Here is a 19,941-nt window from a genome sequence, read left to right on the forward strand (position 1 = left end):
TGGTCGGCCTTGCCTTGGTTACCCTTGTGTATGGTATGTTGCCGCCACTGCCACAGTAGGGAGAGCAGATAGTGAAACTCTTGAACGACTTGTTTACCAACAACCGCGAGTGGGCGGAACGGATCAAGGCCGAGGATCCCGAATTCTTTGCTACCCTCTCCGCCCAGCAGGCCCCCGAATACCTCTGGATTGGCTGCTCCGACAGCCGGGTACCCGCCAACCAGCTGATGGGGCTGCTGCCGGGGGACGTATTCGTCCACCGCAACGTCGCCAACCTGGTGGTACACACCGACTTCAACTGCCTCTCGGTGCTGCAATACGCGGTCGAGGTGCTCAAGGTGAAGCACATCATCGTCTGCGGCCACTACGGCTGCGGCGGCGTCAAGGCGGCGATGCAGAACCAGGAGCTGGGGCTCATCGACAACTGGCTGCGCAACATCAAGGATGTCTACTTCAAGTATCGCGAGCAGCTGGATGCCATCGAGGATGAGCACGAGCGCTTCGACTACCTGTGCGAGCTGAACGTGGCCGAGCAGGTGGCCAACGTCTGCCACACCACCATCATCCAGAACGCCTGGCGCAAGGGGCAGGAGCTGGCGGTGCACGGCTGGATCTACGGCATCAAGGACGGTCTGCTGCACGATCTCGATCTCTGCATCAGCGGGCCTGAGCAGATCCCGGACGTCTATCGCGCCTGGCCGGACATGCGTCCGCCCCATCGCCGTCGCTGAGGAGCATCCCGTTGGCACCGGCCCTCTATCTGCAGATCAAGCAGCACATCCTGGACGGGATCCGCGAACGCCACTATCAGGCGGGCGACCGGATCCCGACCGAGGCCGCCCTGTGCGAGCAGTTCACCGTGAGCCGGATGACGGTCAACAAGGCGTTGCGCGAACTGGTGGCCGAGGGCTGGCTGGTGCGCACCGCCGGCTCCGGCAGCTTCGTGGCGGACCGGCGCACCGAGTCGCCGCTGCTGGCCATTCGCAACATCGCCGACGAGATCGCCGAGCGGGGCAGCGAGTACAGCGGCCGGGTGATCCGGCTGCAGCGCCAGGCCGCCGACGAGAAGGTGGCGGTGCAACTGGGGCTGCGGGTCGGGGCGCCCATCTTTCACAGCCTCATCGTCCATCAGGCCGACGGTGAGCCGCTGCAGCTGGAGGAGCGCTTCGTCGATGCGGAGCGGCTGCCGGAGTATGGCGAGCAGGATTTTGCCAGCCAGACCCCCAATCGTTATCTGATGGAGGTCTGCCCCCTCTCCGAGATGGAGCACGTGGTGGAGGCGGTGCTGCCGAGCGCCGGCGAAGCCGGCTTGCTGCAGGTACGGGTCGATACCCCCTGCCTGCTGCTGCATCGGCGTACCTGGTCAGGTGGTTATCTGGTCTCCTATGCCCGCCTGCTCTCGCCAGGCTCCCGCTACAAGTTGAGCTCCAAGACCAGTCTCAGCTAATTGTATATACATATCATTTTTGACAAAGCCCGCCTCTGGCGGGCTTTTTTGTGTTTAAGCTCTAATGAACACGCTGTTATCAAGATGTGAACTTGATCCTTTCTTTCCCGTCAGAGATCGGATATAAGTTAATGTATATACATTTAGAGGTCGGTATGAACAAGGAACTGTTGAACTGCGAGCGGGTCTGGCTCAACGTGACACCCGCCACCCTGCGCTCCGATCTGGCTGACTACGGTCTGCTGGAGCCCCATGCCCTCGGCGTTCATGAGGGGAGGATCCACGCCCTGGTGCCCATGCAGGATCTCAAGGGCCCCTATCCCGCCCATTGGCAGGACATGAAGGGCAAGCTGGTTACCCCCGGCCTCATCGATTGCCACACCCACCTCATCTTCGCCGGCAGCCGTGCCGAAGAGTTCGAGCTGCGCCAGAAGGGTGTGCCTTATTCCGAGATCGCCCGCAAAGGCGGCGGCATCATCAGCACGGTGCGTGCCACCCGTGCCGCCAGCGAGGATCAACTGTTTGAGCTGGCACTGCCACGGATCAAGTCGCTGATCCGGGAAGGGGTCACCACGGTGGAGATCAAGTCCGGCTACGGCCTCACCCTGGCAGACGAGCTCAAGATGCTGCGGGTGGCCCGCCGACTGGGAGAGGCGCTGCCGATCCGGGTCAAGACCACCCTGCTGGCAGCCCATGCGGTGCCGCCGGAGTATCGCGACGATCCCGACTCCTGGGTCGAGACCATCTGTCAGGAGATCATCCCGGCCGCCGCCGAGGCGGGCCTGGCCGATGCGGTGGACGTCTTCTGTGAACACATCGGCTTCTCGCTGGCCCAGACCGAGCAGGTCTATCTGGCGGCGGATCAATATGGCTTGGCGGTGAAAGGGCACATGGATCAGCTCTCCAACCTGGGGGGCAGCACGCTGGCCGCCAACTTCGGCGCCCTCTCGGTGGATCATCTGGAGTATCTGGATCCGGAAGGGGTCCAGGCGCTGGCTCACCGCGGTGTGGTCGCGACTCTGCTGCCCACCGCCTTCTATTTCCTCAAGGAGACCAAGCTGCCGCCGGTCACCGCCCTGCGCAAGGCAGGGGTGCCGATGGCGGTCTCCTCCGACATCAACCCGGGCACGGCCCCCATCGTCTCCCTGCGGATGGCCATGAACATGGCCTGCACCCTGTTCGGCCTGACCCCGGTGGAGGCCATGGCCGGGGTGACTCGCCACGCCGCCCGCGCGCTTGGCGAGCAGGAACGCCTGGGACAGCTCAGGGTCGGCATGCTGGCGGATTTCCTGGTCTGGAACTGTGGCCATCCGGCCGAACTCAGTTACCTCATCGGCGTCGATCAGTTGGTGAGCCGGGTGGTCAACGGGGAGGAGACCCTGCATGGATAAGTTAAACGGGATCGACATGTCGGTCTGGCAGGGGCGTCAGGATCCGGAAGACGGTGAACTGGCCCTGCGCTGGCATGACAGGGTGCAGCCCTGGCAGGGACGCGGTGAACCCGGCGTGGTGCTGCTCGGCTTCGCCTGCGACGAAGGGGTGCGCCGCAACAAGGGGCGCGTCGGTGCGGCCGGTGCGCCGCTGGCGGTGCGCAAGCTGCTCGCCAACACGGCCTGGCACCTGAGTCAGCCCGTCTACGACGGCGGTGACGTGTGCTGCGAGGACGGGGATCTCGACGCCGCCCACGGCCGGCTGGCCGATCGGGTCGCCGCTGCGCTGGGGCAGGGCCAGTTCCCGCTGGTGCTGGGAGGCGGCCACGAGGTGGCCTTCGGCAGCTGGAGTGGCCTCAACCGCCATCTCAACGGCAAGGGTCGTGTGGGCATCATCAACTTCGACGCCCACTTCGACCTGCGCATGAAGCTGGAGCAGGCGAGTTCCGGCACCCCCTTCTTCCAGATTGCCGAGCAGTGCGCTGCCCAGGGCTCGCCCTTTAACTATGCCTGCCTCGGGGTGGCCGAGACCGCCAACACGGCGGCCCTGTTTGCCCGCGCCGAGGCGCTGGGGGTGTGGCACGTGCTGGACGAGGCGATGACGCCGACCGAGCTGCCAGCCTTGCTCAACGGGCTGGATGCCTTTATCGCCCGCTGTGACCACCTCTATCTGACCATCGATCTCGACGTGCTGCCCGCCGCCGTGATGCCGGGGGTAAGTGCCCCTGCCGCCCGCGGCGTGGAGCTGGCGGTCATCGAACCGCTGATCGCCCATATCCGGGCCAGCGGCAAGCTCAGGCTCGCCGATCTGGCCGAGTACAACCCGAACCTGGATCAGGACAACCGCAGCGCCCGCGTGGCCGCGCGCCTGGTTCACCAGTTGACCAAGTAGCGGCGCACCGCGCCGCCTGACCGTATCGCTAAACAAGGAGTGTCTATGTCTGTACAACACCAGGATCCCCGCCACGATCCGAGCCGGATCATCCGTGCTCCCCACGGCACCCAGCTGACTGCCAAGAGCTGGCTCACCGAGGCGCCCCTGCGGATGCTGATGAACAACCTGGATCCGGAAGTGGCCGAGCATCCCCAGTCCCTGGTGGTGTACGGCGGCATCGGTCGCGCCGCCCGCAACTGGGCCTGCTACGACAAGATCGTCGAGGTGCTGACCCGCCTGGAGGAGAACGAGACCCTACTGGTGCAATCCGGCAAGCCGGTCGGCGTGTTCCAGACCCACAAGGACGCACCGCGGGTGCTGATCGCCAACTCCAACCTGGTGCCACACTGGGCCAACTGGGAGCACTTCAACGAGCTCGATAAGAAGGGCCTGATGATGTACGGCCAGATGACCGCCGGCTCTTGGATCTACATCGGTACTCAGGGGATAGTGCAGGGCACCTACGAGACCTTCTTCGCGGTGGCCAACCAGCACTTCAACGGCGAGCCCAAGGGCCGCTGGATCCTCACCGGCGGGCTCGGTGGCATGGGCGGCGCCCAGCCGCTGGCCGCCACCATGGCCGGCTTCTCGATGATCGCCGTGGAGTGCGACGAGACCCGCATCGATTTTCGCCTCAAGACCCGCTACGTCGACAAGAAGGCCCATAGCCTGGATGAGGCGCTGGCCATGGTCGAGGAAGCCAGGCAGAGCGGCAGCGCCGTCTCGGTCGGCCTGCTCGGCAACGCCGCCGACGTCTTCGCCGAGCTGGTGGCCCGCGGCATCACGCCGGACGTAGTGACCGACCAGACCTCCGCCCATGACCCGATCCACGGCTACCTGCCCCAGGGCTGGAGCGTGGCCCAGTGGCGCGACCTGCAGAAGAGCGCGCCGCAAGAGGTCAATGTGGCCGCCCGCCGTTCCATGGCTCGCCAGGTGGAGGCCATGCTGACCCTGCAGGCCCGCGGCGCCGCCACGCTCGATTACGGCAACAACATCCGCCAGATGGCGCTGGAAGAGGGGGTCAAGAATGCCTTCGACTTCCCGGGCTTCGTGCCGGCCTACATCCGCCCGCTGTTCTGCGAGGGCATTGGCCCGTTCCGCTGGGTGGCCCTCTCCGGCGATCCGGAAGACATCTACAAGACCGATCAGAAGGTGAAGGAGCTGATCCCGGACGATCCCCACCTGCACAACTGGCTCGACATGGCCCGCGAGCGCATCGCCTTCCAGGGCCTGCCGGCGCGGATCTGCTGGGTCGGGGTCAAGGATCGGGTACGCCTCGGCCTGGCCTTCAACGAGATGGTGAAGAACGGCGAGCTGAAAGCCCCCGTCGTCATCGGCCGCGACCACCTGGACTCCGGCTCGGTGGCGAGCCCGAACCGCGAGACCGAATCCATGATGGATGGCTCAGACGCCGTCTCCGACTGGCCGCTGCTCAACGCCCTGCTCAACACAGCCGGCGGGGCGACCTGGGTCTCCCTGCACCACGGTGGCGGGGTCGGCATGGGCTTCTCCCAGCACTCCGGCGTGGTGATCGTCTGTGACGGCACCGACGACGCAGCCAAGCGGGTCGGCCGCGTGCTGCGCAACGACCCGGCCACCGGGGTGATGCGTCACGCCGATGCGGGCTACGAAATTGCCATCAACTGTGCCGTTGATGAGAAACTGGATCTGCCGATGATTGACGGCGCCAACGGTGTCAAAGGAAAGGTGTAACACCATGTTTGAATTGACTATTACCCCGGGCGAGCTGGATCTCGCCACCCTGCGCCGCGTCAGCCGCGAGCCGGTACACGTTTCGCTGGATCCCTCCGCCCTGGCGGGGATCCACGCCTCCGCCGCCGTGGTCACCAAGGTGATCGAGCAAAACCGGGTGGTGTATGGCATCAACACCGGCTTCGGCCTCCTGGCCAACACCCGCATTCCGGTGGAGCAGCTGGACGAGCTGCAGCGCTCCATCGTGCTCTCCCATGCCGCCGGTATCGGCGAGTACATGGATGACGCCACCGTGCGGCTGATGATGGTGCTCAAACTCAACTCGCTCGCCCGTGGTTTTTCTGGCATCAGGCCACTGGTGCTGGAGGCCCTGATGCGCCTCATCAACGCCGAGGTCTACCCGGTGGTGCCGAAGAAGGGCTCCGTCGGCGCTTCCGGCGATCTGGCGCCGCTGGCCCACATGAGCTGTCTACTGATCGGTGAAGGCAAGGCCCGCCACAAGGGCGAGCTGATCGATGCCACCACGGCCCTCAAGATTGCCGGGCTGGAGTCCATCGCGCTGGCACCGAAAGAGGGGCTGGCACTGCTCAACGGCACCCAGGCGAGCACCGCCTTCGCGCTGGAAGGGCTGTTCCACGCCGAGGATCTCTACGCCGGTGCCATCACCATAGGGGCCATGAGCGTGGAGGCGGCCCTCGGCAGCCGCCGTCCGTTCGATGCCCGCATCCACGCGGTGCGCGGCCAGCGCGGCCAGATCGACGCGGCTGCCTGCTACCGCCACCTGCTGGTGGATGGCAGCGAGATCGGCATGTCCCACCACAACTGCGAGAAGGTGCAGGATCCTTACTCCCTGCGCTGCCAACCGCAGGTGATGGGCGCCTGCCTGACCCAGATCCGTCAGGCGGCCGAGGTGCTGGTGTGCGAGGCCAACGCGGTCTCCGACAACCCGCTGGTGTTTGCCGAGGATGAGGACATTCTCTCCGGCGGCAACTTCCACGCAGAACCCGTGGCCTTCGCCGCCGACAACCTGGCGCTGGCCATCGCCGAGATAGGCTCGCTCTCAGAGCGTCGCATGGCGCTGCTGATCGACTCGCGCATGTCCGGTCTGCCGGCCTTCCTGGTCAACAACGGCGGGGTGAACTCCGGCTTCATGATCGCCCAGGTCACCTCGGCGGCGCTCGCCTCCGAAAACAAGACCCTGGCCCACCCGGCCTCGGTGGACAGTCTGCCCACCTCCGCCAACCAGGAGGATCACGTCTCCATGGCCACCTTCGCCGGCCGCCGGCTGGCGGACATGGCCGAGAACACCCGCGGCATCCTGGCGGTGGAGCTGCTGGCCGCGGCCCAGGGCCTGGATTTCCGCGCGCCGCTGCGTTCCACCGAGCTGGTGGAGCTGGCCAAGGGCCGCCTGCGGGAAGAAGTCAGCTTCTACGACAAGGACAGGTACTTCGCGCCGGACATCGAGGCGGCCGCCGCCCTGCTGGGCCGTGCCAGCTACAACGACCTGATCCCGACCGGCGTGCTGCCGAGCCTCTAAGCGGCCACCCAGCCCATAACAGAAGACCGCCCATCGGGCGGTCTTTTCGTTGCTGTGGTCGATGATCCAGCGGTTACTCGTGCTCGAACATCAGGAACAGGTAGACCACGAACAACACCAGGTGGGTAGCCCCGTGCAGCGCATTGGTGCGGCCGCTGCTGAAGGTCACCTTGCACACCATGAGAGTGGTGATAAGCAGTACCATGTCGGCGGCGGAGAGGCCCAGGCGCACCTCCTGCCCCAGCATGGCGCCGATGAACAGCACCGCGGGCACTGTGAGGGCGATGGTGGCCAGCACAGAGCCGAAGTAGAGGTTCATGGCCCGCTGCAGCTGATTGTTGAAGGCCGCCTTGATGGCGCCGACCGCCTCGGGGGCCAGCACTATACAGGCGACGATGAAGCCCCCCAGCGCCGGCGGCGCCGCCAGCACTTTGACCCCGTGGTTGATGGGAATGGCGAGGGTCTTGGCCAGCAGGATCACCACCACCAGGTAGGCCAGCAGCAACAGGGTGTGGTAGACGTTGCTCTGCAGCGGGCCGTGGTGCTCTTCGTAATCCTCGTGATCGCTGTCGATGAAGAAGTGGCTGTGGCTGCGGGTCTGGATTAGCAGGAAGACGCCGTAGAGCAGCACAGAGATGATGATCAGCATCCAGGACATGGCGCTCGACATGCTGCCGATGTTGCCCCCTTCGGTGAAGTTGGGCAGCACCAGACAGAGCAGTGCCAGCGGAATGATGGCCACCAGATAGGATTTGACCCCGTCCAGATTGAAGCTCTGGGTGTGGTAGCGCCAGCCGCCAAACAGCAGGGTGAAGCCCACCAGGCCGTTGGTCACCAGCATCACCACCGCAAACATGGTGTCGCGGGCCATCACCGGATTGGGTTCGCCGGTCAGCATGACCGAGGAGATCATCACCACCTCCAGCGAGATGACCGACAGGGTCAGGATCAGGGTGCCGAAGGGTTCGCCCAGCTTGATGGCGAGGGCATCGGAGTGGCGCACCACCGAGAAGATGGCCCAGGTGACGATGGCAAGCAGCACAGCCGACACCGGAAGATAGATCCCGAGCGGAGTTGTCTCTGTCAGCAGGTCGCTACCTAGCGTCTTGAAGAAGAGCAGGGTGAGCAGGCCGACGGGCAGGGCAATCTCTTGCCGGATAAATGACTTCATAGGCAGTGGTTCTCATCTCGGGGCGGCGTGAGCCGACGGGTATGGAGCAGGATGGCACGTCACCGCAGTGACGGCCCTGCCAATGATAAAGGCTGTTGTCCGCGCAAGGAAAAAACATTTTGTTGCAAGATATGAGGGGAGCCGCATCCTCACCCGCTGCCAGCACAGAGTGGTGCTCGCCTGTGCGGTCGAGGGGGCAGAGGCTGGCTCAGCGCTAGCCCCCGTGGTTCTGGTACCAGGCCAGCAGCCAAATCTTCAGCTTGGTCAGGGCCATGGGCGGGGCATAGACATAACCCTGGATCAGGTGCACGCCGTGCTGGTCCAGATAGTCCACCTGATCCTGGCGTTCGACCCCCTCGGCGATCATCTCCATGCCCGACTCGCGGCCAAAGGCGATGGTGGCATCCAGCACGCTGCGCTTGAGATCGTCTGTGCCTATGGTGTCGACGAACATCTTGTCGATCTTGATCTGGCGGATGCCGAGCCGCTGCAGGTAGGCGAAGCCGCCGTAACCGGTGCCGAAGTCATCCAGCTTGAAGTGGTAGCCCCGCTGCTGCAGGGCGCCGATCTCGGCGCTCGCCGTCTCGATGTCGGTGATGGGCTTGCGCTCGGTCAGCTCGAAGGTGAGCTGGGCGGGAGAGGGCCAGCCGTGGCGCAGCAGCAGGTTGCGCAGGTGCGGTTGCTCCAGGTGGGAGGCCACTATGTTGACGCTGACCCACTGGCCGGGGATGAGCTTGGGCAGGTCGGCGATGACTTTTTCCAGCAGCTGGCTGGTCATGGGCAGGATCAGCTCCTGCTCTTCTGCATAGTCGATGAAGGCCCCTGGCGGGATCAGGCCGCCGCCCCGCTGCCAGCGCAGCAGCGCCTCGAATCCCACCACCTGCTGGCTGCGGCTGTCCACCACGGGTTGGTAGAAGGGGACGAACTCCCGCCGCGCCAGCCCGGCCTGCAACAATCCCTTGAGAGAGCGCCGGTAGTTGCGCAGCCCCCAGTAGGCCGCGACCAGCAGGGCCCCGATGGCGGCGCCGCACCAGAGCCCGTAGTAGCGGGCCTGCTGCAGGGCGTACTGCTCGAGCGCCCGGCCGGCCCACAGGGTCTGCCGGATCTGCTCGTGGGGATCGAGAAAACTGAGGCTGAGGCTTTGACTGCCTGCCTCCTCCTTGATGGCGCTGTCGCCGCGGGGGAAGGTCGGACTGGAGCCCCCCGGTTGCAGCTGGCTGAATTCGAGGTAGAAGCAGTTGGCGCAGGGATATTGCAGCAGAGCGTGGCTCCAGCTGTTGCTCAGCACCCAGTAGACTATGTTGCCGCCGCTGCGGTAGTAGGCGACTATCTCCTGTTCGGTGTTGAAGCGGGCCTGGGTGGCCGCGATCCCGAAAGCATCCTGATTGGGGTAGGGGGGCAGTTCGGCCAGGGTGAAGGGCAGATCCATCCCCAGGCTGGAGCAGCCGCCACCGGAGGCGAGCAGCAGCCCCTGGATACGGATGTGTTCGTTGTAAAAACGGGGGGCTCGCAGCAACGCCATGTCCTGCTCGCCGCAGTCAAAATGGAACTGCACCAGCTGGTTGCGGATGCTCTCGTCCAGTACCTGATGGCGTTCCACCAGGGCGGCATTGATCTCCTCTTTCTTCTTCTGCAGCAGTTGGTGGGCCAGGGTACCGCCGAGCAGCTGGCTGAGGGGAAGACTGGCCAGCAGCGGCAGGCAGAACAGCAACAAAGTGAGCCAGAGTGGGGAGATGGTTCGCAAGGGGCACCTGCCTGATGGGCGAATAGGATGCATATGAGTGGCATCATCATAGTGCATTAGCTGCATCGATTTGAGCGGAGGCGATCACACTTGTGTCGTAGATTTATAATCTGCTGATAAATAATGGTTTTATAAAATCGGCTGCTGAAGATTCAATCGCTGACCTGTCATAAATGACAATTGTCCAGCTTATCTGAAGTGGCTAGAGTAGCCGTGCGGTTTGACTCACCGTGTGTTCAATACTCCTGTATCTGTTTTTTTGTCAGTAGCACAGAGTGTTAGTTTTGATATGAGTGTTTCTTTTGGTCCCCTCTGCGGGACCATTTTTCTGCCTGTCATTCGGCCATGGCCCTGAGCCCTGCCTCCCTTTCCTCTTCCTTGATCCTCCTTTTTTGGCTGCCACCCTGTCCGGGGCTTGGTGTTCTCGCACCTGTTTGGGTATGCTCGCCCGCTTAATTCCAGAAGCGGGATCTTCGTCCATAGGCGCGCTTCAAGGTTGGCTGATACGATGAAGCCACATGGAAGTTGTCGGGCATACGGAAAGGTACATGAAACTGACCACCCAGCTTGTCTCGTTTATTACCCTGTGCGTCATCGCGGCCATGGCCATGGTGCTGCTTGGCGGGGTGTTCAGCTTTCGCGAGCTGGGCATGGAGCTGCAGCAGAAGAAGGTCAACTCCCTGGTGGAGATCATCGACAAGCAGCTGGAGATCGCCGACGATCATCAGGATCTCACCCGCTGGCTGCCGACCCTGCTGCGCTCGGCCCACGTGGTTGAGCTGGAGATCCGCCAGAACAAGCAGCGGATCTACTGGTTTCGCGACGTGCAGCAGCCGACCGACGAGAGCCTGCTGATCCCCTATCACCAGGCCATTCCCCATCAACCCGACATGCAGGCCGACTTCAAGCTGGAGCGACCGTTCAAGGAGTTCGAGTACTCCATCAAGGCCATGTCCGGCATCTCTCTGGGCATCTTCATCGTGGTGTTCGGTCTCTGGTACTCCATCCGCTGGCTGCGTTTGCAACTGCGCGGGGCCGAGCTGCTGGCGGAACGAGCCCAGCTGATCCTGGACGGCAAGCTGACCAAGCTGGCCCACGATCCGGCCGACGAGTGGCCGCAGTCCGCCAGCCAGGCCCTCGATTATCTGCTGGCCGAGCTGGCGGATGCCCGCAAGGAGCGCAGCCGCTTCGACAACTTCATCCGCAGCAACGCCTTCGTCGACAAGCTGACCGGCATCGGCAACCGGCTGTTCTTCGACAACCGGCTGGAGAGCGCCATCATGGAAGCGAGCGTGATGAGTGGCGGCGTGCTGCTGATCGAGCTGGCCGGGCTGGAGGAGCTGGATCCCGAGCTGAACGGCCGCCAGAGCCAGGATCTGCTGATGGAGGCGAGCGCCTCCATCGCCGCCTTCGTGCGCAAGCACAGCGGTGCCCTGCAGGCGCGCTATGCCGGTCAGGTGTTTGCCGTGCTGCTGCCCAACATGTCGGAGAGCGAGATGGTGGATGCCGCCGGCCAGCTGCACAAGAGTCTGCAGCGGCTGCACTGGCCCGAGGCGGTCAATGCCGACACCGCCGTCTATCTGGGGGCGGTCTGCTATCAGGCCGAGGACTTCCTGCTCAAGGTGCAGGAGGAGGCGGAGCTGGCGCTCAAGAGCGCGCAGCTGCAGGGCCACACCGGCTGGTTCCTCTACGAGAAGCAGCTGGACGAGGAGCAGAGCAGCAAGGGCACGGTGCGCTGGCGCACCCTGATCGGCCGGCGCATCGAGGAGCACGGCATCGACTTCTACGTGCAGCCGGTGCAGCAGGAGCGGGATCAGGTGGTGCTGCAGCAGGATCTGCTGATCCGGATCCACGACGAGCAGGGGCGGGAACTGCAGGCCGGCGTCTTCATGCCGATGGCGGAGAAGGCGGGGCTGCTGCTGCCGCTGGATCGGTTGGTGGCACAACAGACCCTCACCCTGTTGCGTCAGCGCTCCGAGCAGAGCTGTCCCATCAGCCTGACCCTCTGCGCCCAGAGCCTGCTGCACCGGGAGTTCCAGCGCTGGCTGTTCTTCGATCTGTTCCAGCTGCCGCGCAGCACCAACGAGCGCTTGATCCTGCAGCTCTCCGAGGCCCAGGTGACCCGCCACTACGAGGCGCTCAAGCGGCCGCTGCGGGCGCTGCGCATGCTGGGCTGCCAGCTGGCCATCGATCATGCCGGCCAGGACGTGGTGAGCACCCAGTACATCAAGGAGTTCGAGATCAACTTCCTCAAGCTGCACCCCAGCCTGGTGCGCGAGATCCACACCCGCCAGGTCAACCAGATGGCGGTGCGCAGCCTGGTGGGGGGCTGTGCCAATACCCGCACCCGGGTCATCGCCGTGGGGGTGGAGAGCGGCGACGAGTGGAAGATGCTGCGCCACCTCGGGGTGCACGCCGGGCAGGGCCCCTGGTTCGCCGAGCCACAACGGCTGGTGCTGGAACCGGCCGGCGCCTGACGGAGGCAAGAGAGGGTCGCTTGGGCGACCCTCTCTTTTTTTGTGGTCAAGAGCGGTGATTCAGCGCCTGCGCCGCGCCCGACCGTCCGTCACAGGCGCCCCTGCTCTCTCAGTCCCGCCAGCCCCTGCATGCCGCCGGTATGGATGAAGACGATCTTGCTGCCGCGCGGGATGCGACCGGCCGCCAGCTCGCGAAACAGCCCCCACATCGCCTTGCCGCTGTAGATGGGTTCGAGTGGCAGACCCGTCTCGGCGCTGAAGGCCTGCACCCACTGCCAGAGCGCCGGAGTGAATTTGGCATAGCCGCCGTCGTGGTGATCCAGCGCGATCCGCCAGCCGGGCGTGTCGGCGGCGGCCGGATGGAGGCGGCTCACCTCGTCGGCGATGAAGCTCCCCCCCTTGAGCACGGCGATGGCGAGGATCTGTTCCGGATCCCGCTTGCCGGCGATGAGTCCGGCCAGGGTGCCGCCGCTGGCACAGGGCAGCACCCAGAGATCCGGCGAGAAGGGCACCTCGTCGACCAGCTCGGCCACCCCGGGGATGGCCAGCGGGCTGCTGCCTCCCTCCGGCACTATCAGGGTCTCTTCATCCTGGAATTGATCCAGCCAGGCGGGATCCTGCCGCCGCCGGTAGCTCTGGCGGTCGACAAAAATGAGATCCATGCCCCAGCCTTTCGCCGCGCTCAGGGTGGCGTTGCTGACGGCCTCCGGTTCCCCGCGTATGATGCCGGTAGTACGCAGGCCAGATTGGCACCCGGCCGCCGCCAGGGCATGGATATGATTGGAGTAGGCGCCGCCAAACGAGAGCAGATGGCGCTTGCCTTGCTCCTCGGCATACCGCAGGTGGTACTTGAGCTTGCGCCACTTGTTGCCCGAGATGGCGGGGTGGATCAGATCGTCCCGTTTGCACCAGAGCTGGACATCATGGACGTTCAACAGCGGGTGCGAGACAGCTTGCAGCGGCGAGGGCAGCAGGGCCGGTTGCAACGGCAACGACAAGCCGGATTGGGGCTGGTGTGGCAATGAGTAATCCGTCATTTATCTGGAGGCTAATGCTCTGTTTATGCTAAGGTTTAATCCATTTTTGGCGGCCAGGTGCGGGTTTCAATGAAACAACTTTTCAGACGTTCGACCCCGGGCGGGCAGGTGGGACTCCTGTTGGCCGGCGATCGGATCATGCTGGCTTCGCTCGGCAACCCACCCATCTTCGCCACCCGCGCCATCAACGGCCCGCAAGAGTGGTCTCAGGCCATGGGCGAGCTGTTCAGCCGCCACGGCCTCGCCAAGTCTAAGGTGCGAGTCGCCCTCGCGGCCAGCCTTTATCAACAGGTCCAGATCGACAAGCCGGCGGTGCCCGATGCCGAAATGGCCGGCGCCCTGCCCTGGGCGGTCAAGGATTACGTCAACGAGCCCGTGCTGCAGCTCGCCATGGATTATGTGGACCTGCCCACCCCGCCCGCTGGCCGGCCGCGCATCAACGTGATCTGCGTGCCCAAGGCCCGGGTGCAGCAGCTGGCGGATGCGGTCAATCAGGTGGCGACCCTGGAGGCCATCGTCAGCGACGAGTTGGCGATGACCGCCCTCTACGAGCCGGATCAGACGGTGCGCATGCTGTTGTGGCAGCCGAAGGGGCAGGATCTGCAGTTGCTGGTGTTCCATCAGGGGGGGCTCTGCTTCTCCCGTCAGCTGCGTGGTTTCACGGCCCTCGCCGGCGAGCACGAGCCGGACGCCATGCTGCTCGACTCGCTGGCGCTGGAGATCCAGCGCTCCCTCGATTACCTGGCGGGCCAGCTCAAGCTGCCGGAACTCGGCCAGATGCAGCTCGCCATCGCCTCGCCCTTCATCGGCACCCTGGTGCGCCACATGGAGCAGACCTTCGGCTTTGCCGTCTCCGCCATGGCCAACAAGGCGATCCTGTCTGGAGTCGAATATCTCTCGGCCTATGCTGCCGCCCTGGGAGGTGAGCAATGAGCGCGCTTGCCATGTCGGCTGCCATGGTCAACAAGTCCGAATTACTGTCCGGCGTGGAATATCTCTCGGCCTATGCAGCTGCTCTGGGGGAGGATGCCTGATGAAACGTCAGATCAACCTCTATGGCGCCGAGTTTCGGCCCAGACGGCAGTGGGCCAGCCTCAACCAGATGGCGCTGGTGTGGGGCGCTTGCGTGCTGGCGCTGCTGTGCGCCGCCGCCGTCATCGGCTGGCAGCAGCACGGGGTCGCGCGCGAGCTGGCCCAGCTGCGGGCTGAACTGGAGGTCAAACGCGGCGAGGCGCAGCGGCTGGATGCCGAGCTGGCCCGTCACCAGGCCGATGGCCTGCTGCAGCAACAGCTTGCCACCAGGCAGGAGGAGCTGACCGCCAAGCAGGGCCTGATCAGGCAGCTGGGCAGCCTGGCGCTGCAAAAATCCAGGGGCTATGCCGGGCTGATGGCCGATCTCTCCCGCATCCGGGATCCGCAGCTCTCCTTGCAGCGGATCGAGATCGCCGACGGGCGTGTCAACCTGTCCGGTTTCGCCGGCCGCAGCCAGGACGTGCCGGCCTGGGTCAACCGTTTCAAGCAGACCCCCAGTCTGGCGGGCAAGCAGTTTGGTGAATTGACCTTGAGCCGCGACAAGGAGGGCCGGCTGGCCTTCCAGCTCAGCGGCATCGAACGGGAGAAGCCCTGATGAGCCTGAAAGCGCAGTGGCAGGCCTGGGCGGACAAGCTGGCCGCCCTCAGCCAGCGTGAGCGGGTGCTGATCATGCTGACCGGTGTGGTGCTGGTCGGTGCCATCGCTACCTATGGCTGGCTGGATGCCGCCGTCGTGCGGCTGGAGCAGGATCGGCTGGCGCTGAGTTCTGCCCAGCGGGATCTGGAGATCATGGATCTCGAGAACCAGGGCAAGCAGGCCAGGCTGGCGCGGGATCCGGATCAAAATGTGCGCACCCAGCTGGCTGGCGTGGATGAGGAGATCGGCAAGCTGGATGCGGCGCTCAAGGCCCAGACGGTGGATCTGATCCAGGCCCACGAGATGCCTGAGGTGCTGGAGGCGCTGCTGTCGCGCTCCGCCAATCTGCACATAGTGGCGCTCACCTCGCTGGCGCCCGAGCCGTTGATGGCGGGCGAGCAGCGCATCAACCTGTTCAAGCACGGCATCCGCCTCAAGCTGGAGGGCGGCTATTTCGACGTCTACCAGTACCTCAAGGCGCTGGAGGCGCTGCCGCGCCACTTCTACTGGAAGCAGTTTGACTATCAGGTGCAGGAGCACCCCAGGGCCGTGGTGGAGATGGAGATCTACACCCTCAGCACCAGCAAGGAGTTCATTCGTGGCTAGATGGTTTCCCCTGTGGGCGTGTCTGTTCACCCTGCTGGCCCAGGCACAGACACAGGCACAGACAGAGGTGTTGCAGGATCCCACCGCTCCCTTGAGCGGCGTCACCAGTGGCGCCAGTGCGACCGGTTCCCGCGAGGCCGGTCTGCCCAGGCTGCAGAGCATCATGCTGGGCAACGGCCCGGCACTGGCGGTGCTCAACGGCAGCAGCTATCGGGTCGGCCAGCAGGTCGAGGGCTATCGCGTGGTGGCCATCAGTGCAGATGCCGTGGTGCTGGAGAAGGGGGGCAAGCGCCAGTCGCTGACCCTGTTTGCCAGCAAGATCCGCATCTGAACGCGCTCCGTCCGGGATGGGCGGGGCCAGGTTTGTCGAGTTTAATTGCAAGTCAGGGCGCACTAATTACATGAAAAAACATCATCTCTGCCTGATTTCCGTGGCCGTGCTGACGGCAGGCTGTACCAGCTACCGCCACCCAGAACCCGTGCAGGCCAAGGACGCGCTTCGGCACGCCATGACCGAGCAGAGCAAGGCCGGTGCATTGACCAGCGTACCCAAGTCGGTACAGAGCGAACTGCTGCAACTGAACCGCCCGCCCCAGGCCATCAGCATGCCGGAGCCCAGGCTGCGCATCGCCGCGCACGATGTGGATGCGGTGGAATTTTTCGGTTCCCTGTTCAAGGGCTCCCGCTACAGCGTGGCGGTGCATCCCGGGGTGGCCGGCCAGATCTCGGTCGAGCTCAAGGACGTGACCCTGACCGAAGTGCTGGCGGTGGTGGGGGACATGTACGGCTTCGACGTGCAGCGCAAGGGCAACGTGTTTCACGTCTACCCGGCCGGGCTGCGTACCGAGACTATTCCGGTCAACTACCTGATGATGTCCCGACGCGGCCTCTCTCGTACCTCGGTCAGCACCGGTGGGGTGACCTCTAACGACAACAACAATAGTAATAACAACAACTTAGATAACGCCAACGGCAGTGCCAACAACAGCACCAGCAACCGCTCCTCCAACGGCAGCTCGGGCAGTGACGGCAACGGCACCCGCATCGAGACCGACACCAACAGCGACTACTGGACCGATCTGCGCGATACCCTGCAGACCCTGATCGGCAGCGGTGACGGTCGCGCCGTCATCACCAGCCCGCAGGCGGGTCTGGTCACCGTCCGGGCCTATCCGAAGGAGCTCAAGGCGGTGCGCGAGTTCCTCAACCAGTCCGAGAACCACCTCAAGCGCCAGGTGGTGCTGGAGGCGCGGATCCTGGAGGTGGCCCTCAACGAGGGTTACGAGCAGGGGGTGGACTGGAGCGGTCTCTCCGCCAGCTGGGATGGCAACAAGGGCATCACCGGCGGCGGCTCGCTTGCCCCGACCCAGCTGCCCTCTACGCCAAACCAGATCTTCAGCGCGCTGGGGGGCGGGGCCGGCTTCAAAATTTCCGACGGCAACTTCAACGTGGCGGTCAACCTGCTCAAGACCCAGGGGGACGTGAATACCCTCTCCAGCCCGCGGGTGACGGCGACCAACAACCAGAAGGCGGTGATCAAGGTAGGGACCGACGAGTATTTCGTCACCAACGCTTCGACCACTACAGTTACCTCCACGGGGACGGCTGAGCCGATAGTGACGCCTAATGTAGAGCTGACCCCCTTCTTCTCCGGCATCGCACTGGATGTGACGCCGCAGATCGACGAAGAGGGCAAGGTGCTGCTGCATATCCACCCCTCCGTCATCGACACCGAAGAACAGAAAAAGATCATTAATGTGGGCACAGCTAAACCGCTGGAACTGCCGCTGGCCAAGAGCTCGATCCGCGAGTCCGATACCGTGGTGCAGGCCAACAACGGCGACATCATTGTCATCGGCGGCCTGATGAAGACCGACAAGCAGGAGATCGTCAGCAAGGTACCGCTGCTGGGGGACATTCCCTGGGTCGGCGAGGCCTTCACCAACCGGCGCGAAAGCACCAAGAAGGTGGAGCTGGTGATCCTGCTCAAACCGACCGTGGTGGAGAAGGACACCTGGCAGAACGAACTGCAGCGCTCCTCCGAACTGCTCGACAAATGGTATCCCCCCAAGGGTTGATGGCATGAACGCGTATCAGGCTCTGTCCCCTGATCTGGTGCTGGCGGGTGGTCTGTTGCAGACCATCCGGCCTTGGCATGGGAGCTGACGACATGTACCTGAACCACTTCGGGCTGCAGGAGGCCCCCTTCGGCCTCACCCCCAACACCGGTTTCTATTACGGGCTGCCTCCGCATGAGGAGGCGCTGCAGGTGCTCAACTGGGCGCTGGCACAGGGGGAGGGCTTCATCAAGGTGACCGGCGAAGTCGGCACCGGCAAGACCCTGCTCTGTCGCAAGCTGCTGAGCGAACTGGGCTCGGAGGAGCGGCCGGTGCGTCTGGCCTGGCTGCCCAATCCCCATCTCACGCCGGCCGAGCTGCGCATCGCCCTGGCGCTGGAGCTGGGACTGGCGGTGCGGGATCAGAGCGAGCTGGATCTGACCGATCGCATCCATCGCCACCTCATCAGTCTGCATCGGCAGGGGAGCCGGGTGGTGGTGCTGATCGACGAGGCGCAGGCGCTGCCGGACGAGACGCTGGAAGCAATCCGGCTGTTTGGCAACCTGGAGACCGAGTCGAGCAAGCTGTTGCAGATAGTGCTGTTCGGCCAGCCCGAGCTGGATAGCCGACTGGCCAAGCCCCATCTGCGCCAGCTGCGCCAGCGGATCGGCTTCTCCTACTGCCTGCGGCCGCTGCGTTTCGATGAAACCCGGGCCTACCTGGAGCACAGATTGCACATCTCCGGTTATCGCGGGGCCCCGCTGTTTGGCGGGGCGGCCCTGCGCCAGCTGTGGCGCGCCTCGCGCGGCATCCCGCGGCTCATCAACATACTGGCGCAGAAGTGCCTGATGCTGGCCTACGGCCAGGGGGTGCGCCAGATCGACGGCCGGCTGGTGCGGCTGGCCGTGCGCGACACCGATGACGCCCGCCGCTTCGTGCCGCGGCGCTGGTGGCCATTCGTGCTGCTGCTGGGCTGCGCCCTCGCCTATGGAGTCTGGCAATGAGCGTGATCAATCAGATGCTCAAGGATCTGGAACAGCGCCAGCAGGTGGGCGAGGGGGCCGTCTATGTGCCTCCCGTCCGCCAGCAGGGCTGGTGGATGTTGCTGCTGACCCTGATCTGCGGGCTGGCCCTCGGCATTCTGGGCTGGCGCACCTGGATTTACTGGCAGCAGAGCCAGCGGGTTGTCGAGGCCCGCCAGTTGCAGACGATCGGCGAGCCCACACCGGACGCTGTTGCCCACGCCGTGCCCGCCCCTGTGCCGGCCAGTGCAGAACAGGAGCCGGTGGATCAGGTGGTGGCGCTGCCGACCCCGCGCCAGCTTGCTCCATCGCCGGCCGCCGAGCCGAGACAGGCGCCGGCTGCGCAGGAAGAGGCTGTCGCCGATGAGGCAGACGTAGCTGCCATCGACGAGGAGGGGCCGAGCGACGAGGAGCTGCAACCCGACCTCTATGCCGAACTGGCGGCGGAGCAGGAGGCCCCCGTGGCCGCGCCGCGCAAGCCCGGTGTGCTCAAGATAGAGACGGTCAACCTCTCCGAGGCCGAGCTGGCCACCCTGGCCGAGCGCAAGGCCACCACCGCCATGGCCAAGGGCCAGCTGCGCGATGCCCAGGACAACTACTATCAGGTGCTGGCCCACGATCCCCGCAATCAGGGGGCGCGCGAGCAGTTGGCAGGTCTGCTCTACGGTGAGGGGCGGCTGAGCGAGGCGAGCCAGTTGCTGGAGGAGGGGCTCAGGCTCGATCCGGGGCAGGCGGATTTTCGGCTGTTGCTGGCGCGGCTCGCCATCAGTGGCGGTGATCAGCGCAAGGCGCTGGATTGGCTGACCGGCTACCGACCCGATCTCGCCAGCAATCTGGACTATTACGCCACCTGGGCCGGGCTCAGCCAGGAGCTGGGCCAGCACACCGAGGCGGCGGATCTCTACGTGAAATTGTTGCGTCAGCAGCCGGATCAGGGCCGCTGGTGGCTCGGGCTCGGCGTGGCCGAAGATGGCCAGGGCCACAGCCAGCGGGCGCTGGACGCCTATCGCAATGCCCAGTTGCACGGCAACCTGGGCGAGGCTTCGACCAGCTGGCTCGAACAGCGGATTGCCCAGCTCGCCCCCTGACGGGCGGCCG

General features: G+C 64.6%; 17 protein-coding genes. 14 read left to right on the forward strand and 3 right to left on the reverse strand.

Translation table 11 applies throughout. The annotated features are described in order from the left end of the window. Nucleotides 1–71 precede the first annotated feature (71 nt). The 6 genes from can to hutH all read left to right on the forward strand — a co-directional run bounded on the left by can (nt 72) and on the right by hutH (nt 7,061). Nucleotides 72–731, forward strand: coding sequence for a carbonate dehydratase (gene can, locus AB5Y81_RS14540; protein WP_005308055.1), 660 nt, complete (start codon nt 72–74; stop codon nt 729–731). Between the two features lie 11 nt (nt 732–742). Further along, the gene (gene hutC / locus AB5Y81_RS14545; RefSeq protein ID WP_279484998.1) at nt 743–1,447 is read left to right on the forward strand and encodes a histidine utilization repressor; all 705 of its coding nucleotides are present in this window, start codon (nt 743–745) and stop codon (nt 1,445–1,447) included. A gap of 155 nt (nt 1,448–1,602) precedes the next feature. Beyond that, entirely contained in the window at nt 1,603–2,838 is a 1,236-nt protein-coding gene (gene hutI, locus AB5Y81_RS14550; protein WP_279484997.1) for an imidazolonepropionase, read from the forward strand. Continuing rightward, nucleotides 2,831–3,769, forward strand: a complete 939-nt coding sequence (gene hutG, locus AB5Y81_RS14555) for a formimidoylglutamase (protein WP_279484996.1) — start codon at nt 2,831–2,833, stop codon at nt 3,767–3,769. The genes hutI and hutG overlap by 8 nt, the downstream gene beginning before the upstream one ends. 45 nt (nt 3,770–3,814) lie before the next feature. Beyond that, nucleotides 3,815–5,524, forward strand: coding sequence for a urocanate hydratase (gene hutU, locus AB5Y81_RS14560; RefSeq protein ID WP_279484995.1), 1,710 nt, complete (start codon nt 3,815–3,817; stop codon nt 5,522–5,524). A gap of 4 nt (nt 5,525–5,528) precedes the next feature. Further along, nucleotides 5,529–7,061 carry a histidine ammonia-lyase gene (gene hutH / locus AB5Y81_RS14565; protein ID WP_279484993.1) on the forward strand — a complete coding sequence of 511 codons (1,533 nt, stop codon included), beginning with the start codon at nt 5,529–5,531 and terminating at the stop codon, nt 7,059–7,061. A gap of 73 nt (nt 7,062–7,134) precedes the next feature. Here hutH and AB5Y81_RS14570 read toward each other — a convergent pair whose 3' ends face one another. Continuing rightward, the gene (locus AB5Y81_RS14570) at nt 7,135–8,232 is read right to left on the reverse strand and encodes a calcium:proton antiporter (protein WP_005308064.1); all 1,098 of its coding nucleotides are present in this window, start codon (nt 8,230–8,232) and stop codon (nt 7,135–7,137) included. A gap of 214 nt (nt 8,233–8,446) precedes the next feature. Further along, a complete protein-coding gene (locus tag AB5Y81_RS14575; RefSeq protein WP_279484992.1) occupies nt 8,447–9,976 on the reverse strand; it encodes an EAL domain-containing protein in 1,530 nt (509 codons plus the stop codon). A 548-nt stretch (nt 9,977–10,524) separates the two neighbouring features. On the opposite strand from AB5Y81_RS14575, the gene AB5Y81_RS14580 reads away from it, so the two are divergent. Then, nucleotides 10,525–12,453 carry an RNase E specificity factor CsrD gene (locus tag AB5Y81_RS14580; protein ID WP_279484991.1) on the forward strand — a complete coding sequence of 643 codons (1,929 nt, stop codon included), beginning with the start codon at nt 10,525–10,527 and terminating at the stop codon, nt 12,451–12,453. Between the two features lie 89 nt (nt 12,454–12,542). Here the strand turns inward: AB5Y81_RS14580 and AB5Y81_RS14585 are convergent, their stop codons facing one another. After that, nucleotides 12,543–13,490 (reverse strand): 1-aminocyclopropane-1-carboxylate deaminase/D-cysteine desulfhydrase, encoded by a 948-nt coding sequence (locus tag AB5Y81_RS14585; protein WP_279484990.1) that lies wholly within the window; start codon nt 13,488–13,490, stop codon nt 12,543–12,545. A 69-nt stretch (nt 13,491–13,559) separates the two neighbouring features. Here AB5Y81_RS14585 and mshI point away from each other — a divergent pair, with 69 nt between their 5' ends. From mshI to AB5Y81_RS14620, 7 genes are all read left to right on the forward strand, one after another. Further along, complete coding sequence (gene mshI / locus AB5Y81_RS14590) at nt 13,560–14,423, forward strand: MSHA fimbrial biogenesis protein MshI (protein ID WP_017778487.1); 864 nt, start codon at nt 13,560–13,562, stop codon at nt 14,421–14,423. Between the two features lie 100 nt (nt 14,424–14,523). After that, entirely contained in the window at nt 14,524–15,117 is a 594-nt protein-coding gene (locus AB5Y81_RS14595; RefSeq protein ID WP_024942724.1) for a PilN domain-containing protein, read from the forward strand. After that, complete coding sequence (locus AB5Y81_RS14600; protein WP_279484989.1) at nt 15,117–15,764, forward strand: MSHA biogenesis protein MshJ; 648 nt, start codon at nt 15,117–15,119, stop codon at nt 15,762–15,764. The genes AB5Y81_RS14595 and AB5Y81_RS14600 overlap by 1 nt, the downstream gene beginning before the upstream one ends. After that, nucleotides 15,757–16,095, forward strand: coding sequence for an MSHA biogenesis protein MshK (locus AB5Y81_RS14605; protein ID WP_017785707.1), 339 nt, complete (start codon nt 15,757–15,759; stop codon nt 16,093–16,095). The genes AB5Y81_RS14600 and AB5Y81_RS14605 overlap by 8 nt, the downstream gene beginning before the upstream one ends. Nucleotides 16,096–16,165: 70 nt before the next feature. Then, on the forward strand, nt 16,166–17,842 hold the full coding sequence (gene mshL, locus AB5Y81_RS14610; protein ID WP_279484988.1) for a pilus (MSHA type) biogenesis protein MshL: 1,677 nt from the start codon (nt 16,166–16,168) through the stop codon (nt 17,840–17,842). Nucleotides 17,843–17,934: 92 nt separating this feature from the next. Then, on the forward strand, nt 17,935–18,825 hold the full coding sequence (gene mshM, locus AB5Y81_RS14615; RefSeq protein WP_279484987.1) for an MSHA fimbrial biogenesis protein MshM: 891 nt from the start codon (nt 17,935–17,937) through the stop codon (nt 18,823–18,825). After that, the gene (locus AB5Y81_RS14620) at nt 18,822–19,931 is read left to right on the forward strand and encodes a tetratricopeptide repeat protein (RefSeq protein ID WP_279484986.1); all 1,110 of its coding nucleotides are present in this window, start codon (nt 18,822–18,824) and stop codon (nt 19,929–19,931) included. Before mshM ends, AB5Y81_RS14620 begins: the two co-directional genes overlap by 4 nt. Nucleotides 19,932–19,941 lie beyond the last annotated feature (10 nt).

The sequence above is a fragment of the Aeromonas sp. s2 genome (genome assembly GCF_040907935.1).
GTDB classification, from domain to species: domain Bacteria; phylum Pseudomonadota; class Gammaproteobacteria; order Enterobacterales; family Aeromonadaceae; genus Aeromonas; species Aeromonas dhakensis.